Source organism: Streptomyces phaeolivaceus (genome assembly GCF_009184865.1).
Classification (GTDB): Bacteria; Actinomycetota; Actinomycetes; order Streptomycetales; family Streptomycetaceae; genus Streptomyces; species Streptomyces phaeolivaceus.
The window spans coordinates 8,410,101-8,426,014 of sequence record NZ_CP045096.1 but is presented as its reverse complement, the minus strand read 5'-3'; the positions used below and the strand labels follow the sequence as shown (position 1 = coordinate 8,426,014).

Genomic DNA, 15,914 nt, shown 5'->3' with positions numbered 1-15,914 from the left:
AGTTGTACGTACGCCGATCCCGATCGACTCAACCGCCACAGGAGTTACTGGGCGGGAACCTCCTCGGCGGCCGGGAGGCTGTCCATGAAGGAGCTGACGGAGAAGACGGCGTTGCCGGGTCCGGGCGGGCCGTATCCGGGCGGTGAGGACAGCCCGAACTCCTCCATCGTGGCGCGGTAGGCCTGCAGCAGCCGGATGTGGTACTCCAGCGGCGCGCCCTGCGGGTTGGCCTTGCCGAGCGGGGTGGTGGGCTCCGGGCACCAGGTGGTGAAGCGGGGCGTGATGCCCTGGGACATGAAGAACCGCAGGCCCTCGGTGGTGGAGGCGATCGCCTCGTCGACCGTCTTGAACCCGAACGGCTCGGCCATCTCCACGCCCGCCACGAAGTTGGGGATCACATTGCGCGCGCCGAAGACACCGGCCGAGTCCAGGATCCGCTTGTGCCACTCGTCGCGGCCGACGTACCGCTCCTTGCCGGGGCAGTACATCTTGAAGAGGTACTCGTCCCACACCTCGTAGTTGGGGTGGTAGATCTTCACGCCGTAGTCGTGGAAACGCTTGACGTCGTCCAGCGGCAGCGCCTGCGCGACGACCTTGCCGATCCAGCGGTCCGGGAAGCGCTCCTCGATGGCCTTGGCGTAGTGGCCGTAGAAGTCGGCCTCGTCACGGCCCGAGACCGTCTTGGTGATGGCGCCGCCGGTGAGCGTGTACGCGGTGGACGTCTTCGCGGTGTCGTACCGGTCGATGATCTCCAGCGCTTCGAGGACCTCGTCGACGTCCTTGACACCCGTGTACGGCCGGCCCGCCGCCTTGTGCTGGCGCCAGTTGTGGTTGATGTCGCAGTACTGGCACTCCTCCTTCGCGCCGAAGTACTGGCAGACGCGGAAGACGGTGAGGTAGATCAGGTAGCCCCACTGGATGGTGGGCGCCACCTCCATCACGGACTTCCCGTTGGAGAGGGTGTGCCTGTAGTACTCGGGCATGGGCGGGACGCCGACGTCCGCGATGCGCTTGCCGTCGAGGTACAGGCCGAGCAGGCCGTCCTCGTCGGAGGCCACCCGGTAGGGCGAGGACGGGTTGACCCGTACGGAGACGACCGTGCGCCGCAGGTCGTACGGGCCGCCGGTGAGGATGATCTCCTCCGGCGGGCGGCGCAGGGCGGCCTCGCCGAGTTCGGGGAGGGTGCCGTGGTCGAAGGAGAAGATGAAGTACGACTTCGGCTTGACGTCGCCCTTCTCGTTGTCGCTCAGCGCGGAGGCGTCGAAGGCCAGACCGCCCCTGAGCAGGTCCTCCTTGAAGACGGCCTCCCGTGGCACGTGCGGGAACCTCTCCATCAGGTCCTCCACCAGTGCGGTGCGGCTGCCATCCATCCCGTTGTCTCCTCGCTCCCGACGTCGTCCGGGGATCGCCCGCACGCAATCCCCACGGTATGCCTCCGGCGGTCGGAGGGAGGGGGCGGGGGGCGTTTGGGGGCGCGTCGTCGGGTGCGGGTCCGGTGGGGGTTGCTCCGGAAGCCGCTTGGCCTGTTTCCTGGACTGCTTGTACGCCTGCCACAGCTCGGTGGCGCGCTCGCACTGGACCTGTCCGTAGCCGCAGTCCGCGCAGGCGATCATGTGCTCGATGAACAGGCCGTACTCCGTCTCGCCGGGCAGGTGGTCCGGGGCCACGAGCGGCTTCGGCCGAAAGGGGACACCCGGCCCCTGCTCACCACCGCTCATGCCGTCCTCCGCTTGCGGCGCGGGGGCCGGTGATGGTTGCGGATCCCGACGTTGCAGTCCGAGACGCGGGACAGATCGCCCTGGGCCCTGGCCTCGGCTCTCCGCGAAGCCAGTTCGGCGCACACCTCGCAGTCCGCCGGCGGTACCGGCTCTTCGGGCGGCAGCCCGAGGAAGGGGGGTGGGTCCATCGTGGTGTGGGGGTTGGTCAAAGTCGGCTCCATGGACGGAGTGATGCGTACCGTCACATCGTGCCGATCCGGCAAGGCCCCGGCGTTGACCGACTGTCAACACCCAGGTCCTTGACCGGCGTTGCCCGATCCGCTACACGCCGCACCAGCTCGCGAACTCCAGCAGCTCCCCCGGCGCCTTCGCCCGCGCCCGCAGCAGCGTCGCCACGGTCTCGTGCACGCCCGGGTGGTAGCGGGTCTGCTGCGGCGCCACCTCGCGCGCCCGCGCCAGCGAGGCGAACGCGTCGCCGTGCTTCGCCGTCCAGGTCTCCGCGCGGGCCCGGTCCACCCAGTAGTGACCGGCGCGGGCCTCCGGGTAGTCGTCGGGGAGGCGGACCTTGCGGGCCTTCTCCAGGGCGCGGGCGTGGCGGTCGCGGTCGTTGGAGGTGGACATGGTGTGGAGCGTGCAGTTCACCGGGCCGAACACGAGCCCGTAGTCACGGGTTTCGCCGGTCTCCTCGGCGATCTCCCCGGCCGCTTCCAGCCAACCGTCCGCGCCGACCGTGTCGCCGCCACGGCTGGACAGGACCGCCGCCTTGAGGTGCAGAGCGCCGCGCACGGCTTTCGTGGCCTGCTGACCGTCGTCGTCCAGGTCCTTGAGCGCCTGTCGGACGAGGAGGACCCCACGATCGTGCCGGGCGCCGTCGGCCATCAGTTGAGCGCGGTACCAGCGCTCGATGGCCACCTGTCGTGGGTCTCCGGACAGTGGCGCGGCGACCGCCATCCGGGACAGCGCCAGGCGGGCGAGATCCATGAACCCGATGTTGCGGCCGACGACGCACATCGTGCGGCACACCTCGGCCTGCAGGGCTGCGGCTTGCTCGCGGCGGCGTCCCGGCTGGTCGTTGAGGAGGAAGTAGGCGTTGACTTCGGCGATCAGGCTGGGCAGTTCGGCGGCGATCCTGATGAACTCTCCCTTGGCGCGCTGTTCCTTCAGTTCGGCCACCTGAGCCTGCAGCGTCGCGAGGTCCGGCGGCGGCGGGTCGCCCTCGCCGAGCGGGATGTCCCAGTCGTCCAGCGCGGCACTGATCGGTGCGATCAACTGGTCGAGCTGGTCGGCCTGGAGCTGGTGGATGTAGGGCTGACCGTGCAGGACCGAGATGCTGACGGACAGGGCACGGGCGACGGCGGAGACGATGGCAGGGCTGGCCTGCCGCTGCCCGTTGATCACGCGCGAGAGCATCGACGGGGAGACACTGGCACGACGCCCCAGTTCCCGGAGGGAGTAACCGCGCAGGGCCATCACTTCCTCGATGCGCGCCCCGATTCCACCGGCCTCCCGGCGACTTGCGTACGGCATGCTCAACTCCGTTCTGGCTCGACACCCAGAACGGTACGCCGATCGGCCCACACGAGCGGTCGGAGCCGACGTACCGTCAAAAAACCACACTCAACCGTGTTGCCGTGCGGCGGCGGGCGAACCGGATCGCCACCCGGTTCGCGCGGGTCGGAGGGCTCGGCGGTCATGACGGTCCCGATGGCCGAGGCCTTCCGGACGACCGGCACCGGCGACCCGGGGACATCGCTCGCGCCGGTCCGCCCGGCCAGGTCGTGGTCCTTCTCGATGGGGATGCGGAGGTCGCGTTGTCCCGGGCCGCGCGGAGGGAAGGTGGGCAATGGCTGGATCGGTACGTCGGAAAGCTCGCCCGGTACGAGGTGAGTCCTCCGGTGGCGGACGTCGCGTCGGCGGTGACGTACCTGCTGCGCGAGCGGGCGGTGACACTTGGCGCGGTCCGCCGGAAGGACTGGGGCCTCGTCGTGACCGTGCGAAGCGCTGAAATCCAGCCTTCATCGGGCAGAGTAGCCAGGTTCCCGTGGCGTCGGCCACGCGCATCGGACCCGGCCCGTTCACGCCGTCCGCTCCAGCACCCCCCGGTCCAGCCCGTACGCCAACTCCTCACCGGCGGACAGTCGTTCCGCCTCCTCCGTGACCGTGAGGCCGAGGCGGGCGACCTCGTTGCCCTGGGAGCCGGCCAGGTGGGGGGTGACGAAGGCGTTCGGGAGGTCGAGGAGGGGGGAGTCGGCGGGCAGCGGTTCGGGGTCGGTGACGTCGAGGATCGCGGAGAGCCGGCCGGCGCGCAGTTCGTCGACGAGGGCGTCGTGGTCGACGAGGGCGCCGCGCGCGGTGTTGATCAGGGCGGCCCCGTCGGGCATCAGGGCGAGGGCACGGCGGTCGATCAGGCGGTGGGTCTCGGGGGTGTCCGGGGCGTGCACGGTCACGACGTCCGAGGTGCGCAGCAGGTCGTCGAGCGGGAGCAGGGGGACGCCCAGGGCGGCGGCCCCGGCCTCGTCGACGTACGGGTCGGTGAGGCTCACCCGCAGGTCGAAGGGGCGCAGCAGTTCGATGACGCGGCGGCCGATGCGGGAGGCGCCGATGACGCCGACGCGGCGGCCGTGGTTGCCGATGCCGGGGACGAACCCCCAGCCGGGCGAGACGCGTTCGGCGCGGAGACGCTCGCGGCGGCCCAGGATGTCCTTCCCGGCGAGCAGGATCATGGCGAGCGTGTACTCGGCGACGGGTACGGCGTTGGCGGCGGCGGCCGTGGAGACCGCGATCCCGCGCTCCCAGACGGCGGGGGCGACGAATCCCTTCACCGAGCCCGCCGAGTGCAGCACCGCGCGGAGCCGGGGCGCCGCGTCGAGGACCGTCTCGTCGAGGCGGGGGCAGCCCCAGCCGGTGATCAGCACCTCGGTCTCGGCCAGCGCCTTCCGGATCCGGGGGTCGGTGAAGTCCTCGGCGATCAGGGCGGGATCGATGTCCACGGTGGCGCGCAGCCGGGCCAGCACCTCCGGCGGGAAGACCTGCGGAACGTTCTCGGCCGTCATGGCGAACAGTGCGCGCGGACGCTCGGGCAAGGAAGAACCTTCCGCAGGGAGGGGGCCGGGTGCAGTAAGCGGTAAGCGGTAAGCGGTAAGCGGTAAGCGGTAAGCGGTAAGCGGTAAGCGGTAAGCGGTAAGCGGTAAGCGGTCTCTACCGTAGACAGGGGCTCGCCAGGGGGTCAATGAACGGGACGGAGCCCGGGGCGGGGAGGATGGCTCTCCACAGCTACGGCCGGCGGAGGACATCAGGCATGACTACCGAGACCTTGACCAACTGGGCCCGGAACATCATCTACACCGCCGAGAAGCTGCACCGGCCGCCCTCCGTCGACGCGCTGCGGGCCCTGGTCGCGGGCGGCGAACGGGTGCGGGTGCTGGGCAGCGGGCACTCGTTCAACGAGATCGCGGAGCCCGGCCCGGAGGGCGTCCTGCTCTCCCTGACCGGGCTGCCGCCGGAGATCGAGGTGGACACGGCGGCCCGTACGGTACGGGTCGGGGGCGGGGTCCGGTACGCGGAGCTGGCCCGCGCGGTGCACGCCCACGGTCTCGCCCTGCACAACATGGCCTCCCTGCCGCACATCTCGGTGGCGGGCTCGGTGGCCACCGGCACCCATGGCTCCGGTGACGGGAACGGTCCGCTCGCGGCGGCCGTGCGCGAGGTCGAGCTGATCACGGCGGACGGGACGACCCTGACGCTCGCCCGGGGCGACGACCGTTTCGGCGCGGCGGTCACCTCGCTGGGCGCGCTCGGCGTGGTCACCGCGCTCGTCCTCGACCTGGAGCCGGCCTTCGAGGTGAGCCAGCGGGTTTTCGGTGAACTCCCGCTGGCGGGGCTGGCCTTCGACGCCGTGTCGGCGGCGGCGTACAGCGTGAGTCTCTTCACCCGGTGGACCCGTCCGGGCTTCGACCAGGTGTGGGTCAAGGCGCGCACGGACCGGGCCGAGGCGGACTTCCCGTGGGCCGCGCCCGCGACCGAGGCGATGCATCCGGTGCCGGGGATGCCGGCGGTGAACTGCACCGAGCAGTTCGGGGTGCCCGGCCCGTGGCACGAGCGGCTGCCGCACTTCCGGGCCGAGTTCACGCCGAGCAGCGGGGACGAGCTGCAGTCGGAGTATCTGCTGCCCCGGACGTTCGCCGGGGAGGCGTTGCACGCGCTCGACGGGATCCGGCATGTCGTCGCGCCGGTGCTCCAGGTCTGCGAGGTCCGTACGGTCGCCGCCGACGAGCAGTGGCTGAGCCCGGCGCACGGCCGGGACACGGTCGCGCTGCACTTCACCTGGATCGCGGACGCGGCGCCCGTGCTGCCGGTGGTGCGGCGGGTGGAGGAGGTGCTCGCGCCGTTCGAGGCGCGACCGCACTGGGGCAAGGTGTTCACCGTGCCGGCGGCCGAGCTGGGGCGGCTGTACCCCCGACTGGGTGATTTCCGGCGGGTGGCCGACACGCTGGACCCGTCGGGCAAGTTCCGCAACGCCTTCGTACGGAGCGCGCTCGGTGAATGAGCGCTCCGCCGGCCGGGACTTTATAAAGCCCCTTTCCTAACCCCTTGTAGAAAGCCACCACTCGCCATAGCCTTGGCGACCGCGCCGGGGCAACAGGCCTCGTCATGGCCTGGAGGGATCGAGGGGATCATGTCGTCGGTGAAGCGCACCTCACGCGACATCCGCACCGCGAACCGCTACGAGGTGCTGCGCCAGATCATCGCCAAGTCTCCCACCTCCCGGCAGGAGCTGGCGGCGGCCACCGGACTGAGCCTGGCCACGGTCGCCACCCTCGTCGGTGAGCTGCTCGACCTTCGCATGATCACCGAGGTCGGGTTCGAGGACTCGGCGGGGGGCCGCCCCCGCGGACTGGTGGCCGTCAACGCGTCGGGGGGCGCGTTGATCGGCGTGGACATCGCGGAGACGTATGTCCATGTCGAGCTGTTCGACCTGGCGCTGAACGTGCTGGCGCGCGCCGAGGAGGACGTACGGGCGGGTGAGACGCTGCCCGAGCAGATGGTCGGCCATGTCGCCGCCGCCGTCGGCTCGGTGGTGGCGCAGGCCGGTACCGAGGGTGCCCGGGTGCTCGGGGTCGGGGTGAGCGTGCCGGGGCAGGTCGACCGGGCCACCGGTATCTCGGAGTACGCGCCCAACTGGGACTGGCACGACGTACCGCTGCTCGACCTCCTGACCGAGCACATCGCCTATCCCCTGTACCTGGACAATCCGCTGCGCGCGGTCGCGGTGGCCGAGCTGTGGTTCGGGGCCGCCCGAGGGCGCGGGGACGCCGTGGTGGTCACCCTCGGGACCGGTGTGGGCGCCGGGCTCGTCCTGGACGGCGGACTGCACCGGGGGGTGAGCAACAGCGCCGGCGAGTGGGGCCATACGACGATCGCGCTGGACGGCCGGCTGTGCCGGTGCGGCAACCACGGCTGCGTGGAGACGTATGTGGGCGCCGCCGGGATCATGCTGAACCTGCGGGAGCTGAGTCCGGACAGCGCGCTGCTGCATCCCGAGGACCAGACCGCCACCATCGCCGCGCTCGCCCAGGGGGTGGCCCGGCGGGATCCGGAGGCGCTGGAGGTGGTGCGGGACACCGCCCGATATCTCGGCGCGGCCCTCGCCGACCTGGTCAATCTGTTCAATCCCGAGGTCGTCGTGCTCAGCAGCTGGGTCGCGGCGGCCCTCGGTGAGCCCCTGGTCGCGGAGGTGCGCGAGGCCGTCGCCCGGCACGCGCTGCCGCGTCCGATGGCCGCCACCGAGATCGTGCTCTCGCAGATCCCGACGGACCCGGCGTGCCTGGGCGCGGCGACGTTCGCACTGGAGGGCGCGCTGCAGTCGGTCGGCCAGAAACCGGGTAAACGCGCCACCCCGGCCGCCGCTCCGGTCGGCGCCCCGGTCAAGTCCGCCGTACGCCATCGAGGGCGCTCCGAAGAGCGCGAGCGCCTGCGTCCCCACCCCTGAGCCGAGGGCCGCCTGACCCTGACCCGGCGGCCCTCACCTTCCCGGCACCTCCGTCATTCCCGTCGTCACCGCCCTGACCAACACCTTTGCGCCGCACGGACGTTCGGACCACCGAACCGAATACAACGCTTCGAACAGACTTCGTCCAACCCCTTGCCGAAGCCTTAGCCGAAGGTTAACGTCCCGCTCCGCAAGCCCCTTTGAGCCAACCGAGCCAACTGAGCCAACTGGCACTGAGCCGCCGAGCCATGGGCGCAGAGCCGCAGCCGTACTCGAGACAAGGACGTCAGCATGTCGGCATTCAGGAACAGCAACTTCGACCGCCGTACCGCCCTGCGGGCCGCGCTGGGTCTGGCCGCCGCCGGCGGACTGGCCGCGTGCGGCGGCAACACCGGCAGAAGCGGCAGCGGTGGCGGCGCGGGCCTCACGCAGTACTTCCACGCGTACGGCGAGGCGGGCACCGAGCAGGCCATCAAGAAGTACGCGAAGGCCTACAAGGAATCGAACGTCACCACGCAGTGGATCACCGGTTCCAACTTCGAGAGCAAGCTGTTCGCCTCGCTGCTCACGGACAAGGCGCCCGACTGCTTCGAGTTCCACCCGCAGTTGCAGATGATCGAGAGCGGGCAGGTCGCGGACCTGAGCGATCTGATCAACCCGGTCAAGGACGACTTCAACCCGGCCGACATCGCCTCCCACACGGTCGACGGGAAGATATACGGCATCCGGATGATCGACGACCCGCAGTTCTTCTTCTACCGCAAGTCGCTCTTCGAGAAGGCCGGTGTCGAGGTCCCCCAGACGCTGGAGGAGCTGGTCGAGGCCGCCGCCAAGCTGACCACGGACAAGGTCAAGGGCGCCTACCTCGGCAACACCCTGCACTCGATCATCAATCCGCTGATCTGGTCGGCGGGCGCGCAGCACCTCGACGACAAGAACCAGATCGCCTACCACACGGACGCGGTCGTCGACGGCTTCAAGCAGCTGCGCAAGCTGTTCACCAGCGGTGACCTGCTGCTCGACGCCCCGACCGAGTCCTGGGACCCGGCCTCGCTCAACCAGGGCCTCACCGCGATGCAGTGGTGCGGTATGTGGGCGATGCCCGTGCTGCTGGACACGTTCGGTGACGACCTCGGTGTCTTCCCGTTCCCGAAGATCGGCGACGCGGGCAAGCAGTCCGTGTACAACGGCGGCTGGTCGATGTTCGTCAACGCCAAGGGCAAGAACGTCGACGAGACCAAGGAGTACGTGAAGTGGCTGTGGATCGACCAGAAGGAGTACCAGGAGGACTGGGCGCTCTCCTACGGCTTCCACATCCCGCCGCGTACCTCGCTCGCGCAGTCCGCCGAGAAGCTGAAGACGGGTCTGCCCGCTGAGGGCGTCAAGCTCTTCAACGAGTTCGGTCACTTCGACAACATCGGCTGGACCCAGGCCAGCATCACCGCGCTGGAGGACGTCATGGCCAACTGCGTCCGCAAGGGCGGCGACCCGGACAAGGAGCTCACCAAGGCCGACGCGAAGGTCAACAAAGAGCTCAAGAAGCTCTTCGGATAGGTCTGCGGACAGGTACTCACGACATGTCGACCATCACCAGGGACGGCGTCTCCAGCCCCGCCCCGGCCAAGGCCTCCCCGGCCGGGCCGCGGCGGGGGCTGCGTGGCTCCCCCACCCTCAACTTCTGGATCTTCACCGGGCCGTTCCTCGCCGGACTGCTGATCTTCGTCTACGTCCCGATCCTCTGGAGCCTGTGGCTCTCCTTCTTCGAGGCGCGCTTCACGGTCACGCCCAGCACGTTCGTCGGCTTCGACAACTACGTGAACATGCTGACGGACGAGGACTTCATGGGCTCCCTCGTCACCTTCACCGTATTCGCCGCGATCATCGTGCCGACCACCTGGGCGGCCTCGCTGGGACTGGCACTGATGGTGAACCGGCTGCGGTTCATGAAGGCGTTCTTCCGCTCGGTCTTCTTCCTGCCGACGGCGGTCAGTTACGTCGCCGCCTCGCTGATCTGGAAGATGTCCATCTTCAACGGTGTCCGCTTCGGCATGGCGAACACCTTCCTGGGCCTGTTCGGTATCGACAACACCGCCTGGCTGGCCAGCCCCGACCCACCGTGGTACTGGCTGGTCATCGTGAGCGTACGGCTGTGGCTCCAGGCCGGCTTCTACATGATCCTCTTCATCGCGGCCCTGCAGAACATTCCGCAGGAGCTGTACGAGGCCGCCTCGATCGACGGCGCGAAGCCCGGCTGGCAGACCTTCTGGCACATCACCCTGCCCCAACTGCGGGCGACCTCCACCGCCGTGATCCTGCTGCTCCTGGTGGCCGCCTACCAGGCGTTCGACGAGTTCTTCAACTTGCTGTCGAAGACCACGTGGGGACGGCCACCACTGATGGAGCTGTACTACAAGGCGCTCGGCGAGAGCCAGGACTACGGCTCGGGCAGCGCGGGCGCGCTGATCCTCACCGTGCTGATCTGCCTCGTGACCCTGCTCCAGGGCAAGTTCCTGGGATTCGGAAGGGGTGAGGAGTCCAAGTGACCACCACCACGACACCTCCGGCGGACCGGGCGGACCGGGTGGCCGTATCGGCCAAGCCGCGTCGCGTCCGCACCGGCAGCGTGATCGGCTCGACCGGTCTGTACCTCGCCACCGGCTTCGCCGCGCTCCTCTTCCTCATCCCGTTCTATCTGATCGTCCGCAACGCGCTGATGACGGACCCGGAGATCACGGGTGAGGAATGGAAGTGGTTCCCCACCGACATCCAGTGGGGCAACATCAGCGAGCCGTTCGACGACCCGTCGGTCGACTTCGCGCGCTCGCTGTGGAACTCGGCGGTCGTCGGCGTCCTGCACACCGTCGGCACGCTGCTGGTCTGCTCGCTGGCCGGCTACGGCCTGGCCCGCATCCCGTACAAGCACGCCAACAAGGTCTTCTACGTCGTTCTCGGCACCCTGATGGTCCCGACGGCGGTGACCTTCGTGCCCAGCTTCGTGCTGGTGTCGTCCCTCGGCTGGATCGACACCTACCGGGGTCTCATCATTCCGGGGCTCTTCAGTGGTTTCACCTGCTTCCTGTTCCGGCAGTACTTCCTGGGGTTCCCCAAGGAGTTGGAGGAGGCGGCACGGGTGGACGGGCTCGGTTACATGGGCGCGTACTGGCGGGTCGTGGTACCCAACTCGCTGAACTTCTTCGCCGCGATGGCGACGATCACGTTCATCAGCGGGTGGAACTCCTTCCTGTGGCCCCTGGTCATCGGCCAGGACCCGAGCGCGTGGACCGTGCAGGTCGCGCTCTCGAACTACATGACCGGCCAGACCATCACCTACCACCTGATCTTCATGGCCACGGCCATTTCCATCCTGCCGTTGGTGTTCGTCTTCCTCTTCCTCCAGCGCTGGCTGGTGCAGGGCATCGCGCAGACTGGCATCAAGGGCTAGGAAATCAGCAAGGAGACCGATGTCTTTCCGCACCACCGGCAGCACCGGCAGCACCACCGCATCGTCCGTCGGGTACGTCGAGGACGTGTCACCGGGCCGCGGGGCCCTGCCGCCCCGCGCCTGGTACGCGTCCTCGGACGCCCGGTCCCTGTCGCTGAACGGCGACTGGAGCTTCCGTCTCTCCCCCACCGCCGACGCCGAGGACGACTCGTTCGCGGCGGAGGGGTACGACGCCGGGGGCTGGGCGCGGGTGGCCGTCCCCGGCCACTGGGTGCTGCAGGGTGACGGGGCCTTCGGGGCGCCGATCTACACCAACCACCTGTACCCGTTCCCGGTGGACCCGCCGAGGGTGCCGTCGGAGAACCCGACCGGTGACCATCTGCGGTACTTCGATCTGCCGGGCGACTGGTCCTCGGACGGTGGCGCGGTGATCGACGGTGGCGCCGTGCTCCGCTTCGACGGTGTGGAGTCCTGCGCCCGGGTGTGGCTGAACGGCACGGACATCGGTGAGTTCAAGGGTTCCCGGCTGCCGCACGAGTTCGCGGTCGGGCACCTGCTGAAGCCGGCGGGGAACGTCCTCGCCGTCCGGGTCCACCAGTGGTCTGCGGGCTCCTATCTGGAGGACCAGGACCAGTGGTGGATGCCCGGTATCTTCCGGGACGTCACCCTGCTGCACCGCCCGGCGGGCAGTGCCCTCGACTTCTTCGTGCACGCCTCCTACGACCATGTGGGCGGTATCGGGACCCTGCGTGTCGACTCCGACGTCGACGGCCGGGTCCTCGTGCCCGCCCTCGACATCGATGTCGCGACCGGCGAGGCGGTGACCGTCCCGGTCGAGCCGTGGACCGCCGAGACGCCGAAGCTGTACGACGGCGAGCTGGTCACCGAGGGCGAGCGGGTCCCGCTGCGGATCGGCTTCCGGACCGTCGCCCTCGAAGACGGGCTGCTCAAGGTCAACGGGAAGGCGATCCTCTTCAAGGGCGTCAACCGGCACGAGTGGCACCCGGTCAAGGGCCGCTCCCTCGACCTGGAGACCATGCGCGAGGACGTGCTGCTGATGAAGCGGCACAACCTCAACGCGGTCCGCACCTCCCACTACCCGCCGCACCCGGCCTTCCTCGACCTGTGCGACGAGTACGGCCTGTGGGTGATCGACGAGTGCGACCTGGAGACCCACGGCTTCACCGAGCAGAACTGGCGGGACAACCCCGTCGACGACGACCGCTGGACCCCGGCCCTGCTGGACCGCGCGGCCCGCATGGTCGAGCGCGACAAGAACCACCCCTCGGTGGTCATCTGGTCCCTCGGCAACGAGGCCGGCACCGGCCGTGGCCTGACCGCCATGGCCGAGTGGATCCACGGCCGCGACGACTCCCGCCTCGTGCACTACGAGGGCGACTGGGACTGCCGGGACACCGACGTCTACTCCCGGATGTACGCCGACCACGCCGAGACCGAGCGCATCGGCAAGCGCCTGGACGGCGGCACCCACAAGCGCCGTCAGCTCCCCTACATCCTGTGCGAGTACGGGCACGCCATGGGCAACGGCCCCGGCGGCATCGCCGACTACCAGCGGATCTTCGAGGCCCATGAGCGCATCCAGGGCGGCTTCATCTGGGAGTGGATCGACCACGGCGTCACCCACCCCGAGCTGGGCTACGCCTACGGCGGCGACTTCGGCGAGGAACTGCACGACTCCAACTTCGTCTGCGACGGCCTGGTCTTCCCGGACCGGACACCCTCCCCCGGCCTGATCGAGTTCAAGAAGGTCATCGAGCCCGTCCGTATCGACGGCGACGGCTCGGCCGGGACGGTCCGGGTGCGCAACGCGTTCGACTTCACGGACCTGTCCTCGCTGGCCTTCGAGTGGGCCTACCAGGTGGACGGGAAGACGATCGAGGCCGGGGCCCTCTCGGTGCCCGCCCTGCTGCCCGGTGAGTCGGCCGAGGTGAAGCTGCCGCAGCCGCCGGCCGGCGGACCGGCGGGCGAGGCGCTGTGGACCGTACGGGCGCTGCTGGCCGAGGACACCGCCTGGGGCAGGAAGGACCATCAGGTGGCGTGGGCCCAACTACCGGTCGTGGAGCGGCTGTTGCCGACGGTGACACCGGGCGGCGGCCCCACGGCGAGCGAGAGACTGATCTACCTGGGCCCGGCCTCCTTCGATGTCCGCACGGGCGCGTTGAAGACCATCGGCGGCATCGACGTCACCGGGCCGCGGCTGGACGTGTGGCGGGCGACCACCGACAACGACGAGGGCGCGTGGAACGGCAACACCTGCTACAGCAGGCTGTGGCGGGAGCTGGGCCTGCACCGCGTCCAACACCGCCTGGACGGGGTGGAGTTGGGCGCCGACGCGCTGACGGTACGGACGCGGGTGGCACCGGCCGCCCGGGAGGTCGGCCTGCGCACGACCTACCGGTGGACCGCCGACGACAGCCGGCTGAAGCTGACCGTGACGGTGGACCCCGAAGGCGACTGGACCGTGCCGCTGCCGAGGCTCGGCATCCGCTTCGGGCTGTCGTCGGCGGACGCGGTGACCTGGTACGGCGGCGGCCCCGGCGAGGGCTACCCGGACACCAAGTCGGCCTCCATGGTGAGCCGTTACCACTCCACGGTGGACGAGCTGCAGACCCCGTACGTCCGCCCGCAGGAGAACGGTGTCCGCCCCGATGTGCGGTGGGCCGAGCTGGGCGGGCTGCGGATCGACGGCGACCCGGAGTTCGGGTTCGCCGCCCGCCGCTGGACGACCGAACAGCTGGACGCCGCCGCGCATCTGACGGATCTTCAGGCCGGTGACACCGTGTGGGTCAACCTCGACCACGGCCAGATGGGCATCGGCTCCCAGTCCTGCGGACCGGGCCCGCTGCCGCAGTACCACCTGCTCGCGGGGCCGACGGAGTTCTCGTTCGTGTTCTCGGAGATCGGCTGACCGACGGGCGCGCGAAGGGGGCCTCGACCCTGAGGCAACCTTCGCGCGCCCTGCGGCGACGGAGGGGTGAGGCGGCGCATCCGCGCCGCTCCCGAACCCATGCTCCCCTCCCCCCCTTCGCTTCGCTTCGCGAGGAGTCGCCGTGCAGCACACCACCCCCCACCACCGCCGTCGTCGTCGTGTCCCGCGCCCCCTGTTCGTCGTGGGCGCGCTGCTGGCCGCCGGAATCGTGGCGCTCCCCCCACTCGCCCCGGACGCCTCGGCCGCGACGACCCTGCGCGGCCACGCCGACGCGCGGGGCGTACGGATCGGCGCGGCGGTCGCCGACGGGCCGCTCCGGAGCGAGGCTGCGTACACCACCGTGCTGGACCGGGAGTTCAACTCGGTCACCGCCGAGAACGCGATGAAGTGGGACGCGCTGGAGCCGAACCGGGGCTCGTACAACTGGGGCGCGGCGGACCGGCTGGTCGACCACGCGACCTCGCACAACCAGGGCGTACGCGGCCACACGCTGGTCTGGTACGCGCAGTTGCCGTCCTGGCTGAAGAACGGGAACTTCACGGCGGCCCAGCTCAACACGATCCTGCAGAACCACATCAGCACGACCGTGGGCCGGTACAAGGGGAGGATCTACGCCTGGGACGTCGTCAACGAGGCGTTCAACGAGGACGGTTCGATGCGTTCCTCGGTGTGGCAGGACAAGCTCGGCACCGCCCATATCGCGAGCGCCCTGCGCTGGGCGCACACGGCCGACCCGGCCGCCAAGCTGTACATCAACGACTACAACATCGAGGCGGACAACGCGAAGAGCGACGCCCTGTACGCGCTGGCACGGCAACTCCTCGCGCAGGGCGTGCCGTTGCACGGGGTCGGCTTCCAGTCCCACTTCGTGCTCGGCGGGGTGCCCGCCTCGATGAAGGCGAACCTGAAGCGCTTCTCCGACCTCGGTCTCGAGGTCTCCCTCACCGAGCTGGACATCCGTATCCCGCTGCCCGCCTCCGGCGCCGAACTGGCCCAGCAGTCCACGGACTACAAGACGGCGAGCGAGAACTGCCTCGGTGTCCCGCGCTGCGCCGGTGTCACCGCGTGGGGTCTGACGGACAAGCACTCCTGGGTGCCGGGCACGTTCAGCGGGTACGGGGCGGCCCTGCCGTACAACGAGGGCTACGGGGCGAAGCCGGCGTACACGGGGTTGTCGAACGGGCTGAACCCGAACGCCTGAACCGGCCTCCCGGTGGTCGGCCGGAACCGCCGTCGCTCGACGGTCAGCCGGAAACGCCGTTGCTCAGGGCCGTCTCGCAGAGCCGGTCGGCCAGTTCACCGAAGGCGGCGCTCAGCTTGGGGTCGGCGACGCCGTCGGCGTAGGCCTGGAACGCCAGCCCGGCCGTGGCCTGGACCGCGGGGGTCATGAACTCCGGGTCGATGTCGATGGGGTACGGCTCTCCCGGCGGCCACGGTCCGGGCCAGCGCCTGGGCCAGGGGATCTTGGAGTGCGGCGGGGGCGGGCACAGGTCGTCGCCGACCTCGTGCAGGGTCTCACCGGCGTCGCGGCCGATCTGGTCCGCCACGATCGCCGCCTCGGCGACCCCCTTGACGGTCTGCCGCACGGCGAGCAGCAGGGCGTCGCGCGGTGGCAGGGGCTGCGGATTGAGCGCCGTCTCGACGGTGTCGCCGGCCTCCGCCGCCCGCGTGACGCTGCTCATGAGCAGCGGGCCGTGCGGATCGAACAGATCGTGCAGTTCGGGGTGGAGCCGGGTGATCAACCGGACGAGGCCGGAGGTCCGCGCCCCGACGGTGAGGGTTCCCATGATGTCGCCTCCTTGGCATATTCATGAC

12 protein-coding genes are annotated in these 15,914 nt (G+C 69.8%); 7 read left to right on the top strand and 5 right to left on the bottom strand.

The window, feature by feature from the left end; translation table 11 throughout:
- Positions 1 to 44: 44 nt before the first annotated feature.
- The 4 genes from F9278_RS38520 to F9278_RS38500 form a co-directional block, all read right to left on the bottom strand.
- The gene (locus tag F9278_RS38520; RefSeq protein WP_152174383.1) at positions 45 to 1,370 is read right to left on the bottom strand and encodes a radical SAM protein; all 1,326 of its coding nucleotides are present in this window, start codon (positions 1,368 to 1,370) and stop codon (positions 45 to 47) included.
- A 344-nt stretch (positions 1,371 to 1,714) separates the two neighbouring features.
- Positions 1,715 to 1,939 carry a hypothetical protein gene (locus F9278_RS38515; RefSeq protein ID WP_152172431.1) on the bottom strand — a complete coding sequence of 75 codons (225 nt, stop codon included), beginning with the start codon at positions 1,937 to 1,939 and terminating at the stop codon, positions 1,715 to 1,717.
- Positions 1,940 to 2,039: 100 nt separating this feature from the next.
- Positions 2,040 to 3,245, bottom strand: a complete 1,206-nt coding sequence (locus tag F9278_RS38510; protein ID WP_152172430.1) for a helix-turn-helix domain-containing protein — start codon at positions 3,243 to 3,245, stop codon at positions 2,040 to 2,042.
- A gap of 548 nt (positions 3,246 to 3,793) precedes the next feature.
- Positions 3,794 to 4,801 carry a hydroxyacid dehydrogenase gene (locus F9278_RS38500; protein ID WP_152174382.1) on the bottom strand — a complete coding sequence of 336 codons (1,008 nt, stop codon included), beginning with the start codon at positions 4,799 to 4,801 and terminating at the stop codon, positions 3,794 to 3,796.
- A gap of 215 nt (positions 4,802 to 5,016) precedes the next feature.
- On the opposite strand from F9278_RS38500, the gene F9278_RS38495 reads away from it, so the two are divergent.
- From F9278_RS38495 to F9278_RS38465, 7 genes are all read left to right on the top strand, one after another.
- A complete protein-coding gene (locus F9278_RS38495; RefSeq protein ID WP_152172429.1) occupies positions 5,017 to 6,264 on the top strand; it encodes an FAD-binding protein in 1,248 nt (415 codons plus the stop codon).
- A gap of 129 nt (positions 6,265 to 6,393) precedes the next feature.
- Positions 6,394 to 7,707 (top strand): ROK family transcriptional regulator, encoded by a 1,314-nt coding sequence (locus F9278_RS38490; protein WP_152172428.1) that lies wholly within the window; start codon positions 6,394 to 6,396, stop codon positions 7,705 to 7,707.
- A 291-nt stretch (positions 7,708 to 7,998) separates the two neighbouring features.
- Entirely contained in the window at positions 7,999 to 9,261 is a 1,263-nt protein-coding gene (locus tag F9278_RS38485; RefSeq protein ID WP_152172427.1) for an ABC transporter substrate-binding protein, read from the top strand.
- Between the two features lie 23 nt (positions 9,262 to 9,284).
- A complete protein-coding gene (locus F9278_RS38480) occupies positions 9,285 to 10,250 on the top strand; it encodes a carbohydrate ABC transporter permease (protein ID WP_152172426.1) in 966 nt (321 codons plus the stop codon).
- The gene (locus F9278_RS38475; protein WP_152172425.1) at positions 10,247 to 11,149 is read left to right on the top strand and encodes a carbohydrate ABC transporter permease; all 903 of its coding nucleotides are present in this window, start codon (positions 10,247 to 10,249) and stop codon (positions 11,147 to 11,149) included. The genes F9278_RS38480 and F9278_RS38475 overlap by 4 nt, the downstream gene beginning before the upstream one ends.
- A gap of 19 nt (positions 11,150 to 11,168) precedes the next feature.
- Positions 11,169 to 14,078 (top strand): glycoside hydrolase family 2 TIM barrel-domain containing protein, encoded by a 2,910-nt coding sequence (locus F9278_RS38470; protein ID WP_152172424.1) that lies wholly within the window; start codon positions 11,169 to 11,171, stop codon positions 14,076 to 14,078.
- A 142-nt stretch (positions 14,079 to 14,220) separates the two neighbouring features.
- Positions 14,221 to 15,300 (top strand): endo-1,4-beta-xylanase, encoded by a 1,080-nt coding sequence (locus F9278_RS38465; protein ID WP_152172423.1) that lies wholly within the window; start codon positions 14,221 to 14,223, stop codon positions 15,298 to 15,300.
- 43 nt (positions 15,301 to 15,343) lie between these two features.
- Here F9278_RS38465 and F9278_RS38460 read toward each other — a convergent pair whose 3' ends face one another.
- Entirely contained in the window at positions 15,344 to 15,886 is a 543-nt protein-coding gene (locus F9278_RS38460; protein ID WP_152172422.1) for a hypothetical protein, read from the bottom strand.
- Between the last annotated feature and the right edge of the window lie 28 nt (positions 15,887 to 15,914).

Coding starts and splice junctions, on each gene's coding strand:
- F9278_RS38495 (WP_152172429.1), top strand. CDS start 5,017: ATGACTACCGAGACCTTGACCAACTGGGCCCGGAACATCATCTACACC.
- F9278_RS38485 (WP_152172427.1), top strand. CDS start 7,999: ATGTCGGCATTCAGGAACAGCAACTTCGACCGCCGTACCGCCCTGCGG.
- F9278_RS38460 (WP_152172422.1), bottom strand. CDS start 15,886: ATGGGAACCCTCACCGTCGGGGCGCGGACCTCCGGCCTCGTCCGGTTG.
- F9278_RS38490 (WP_152172428.1), top strand. CDS start 6,394: ATGTCGTCGGTGAAGCGCACCTCACGCGACATCCGCACCGCGAACCGC.
- F9278_RS38470 (WP_152172424.1), top strand. CDS start 11,169: ATGTCTTTCCGCACCACCGGCAGCACCGGCAGCACCACCGCATCGTCC.
- F9278_RS38480 (WP_152172426.1), top strand. CDS start 9,285: ATGTCGACCATCACCAGGGACGGCGTCTCCAGCCCCGCCCCGGCCAAG.
- F9278_RS38510 (WP_152172430.1), bottom strand. CDS start 3,245: ATGCCGTACGCAAGTCGCCGGGAGGCCGGTGGAATCGGGGCGCGCATC.
- F9278_RS38515 (WP_152172431.1), bottom strand. CDS start 1,939: ATGGAGCCGACTTTGACCAACCCCCACACCACGATGGACCCACCCCCC.
- F9278_RS38520 (WP_152174383.1), bottom strand. CDS start 1,370: ATGGATGGCAGCCGCACCGCACTGGTGGAGGACCTGATGGAGAGGTTC.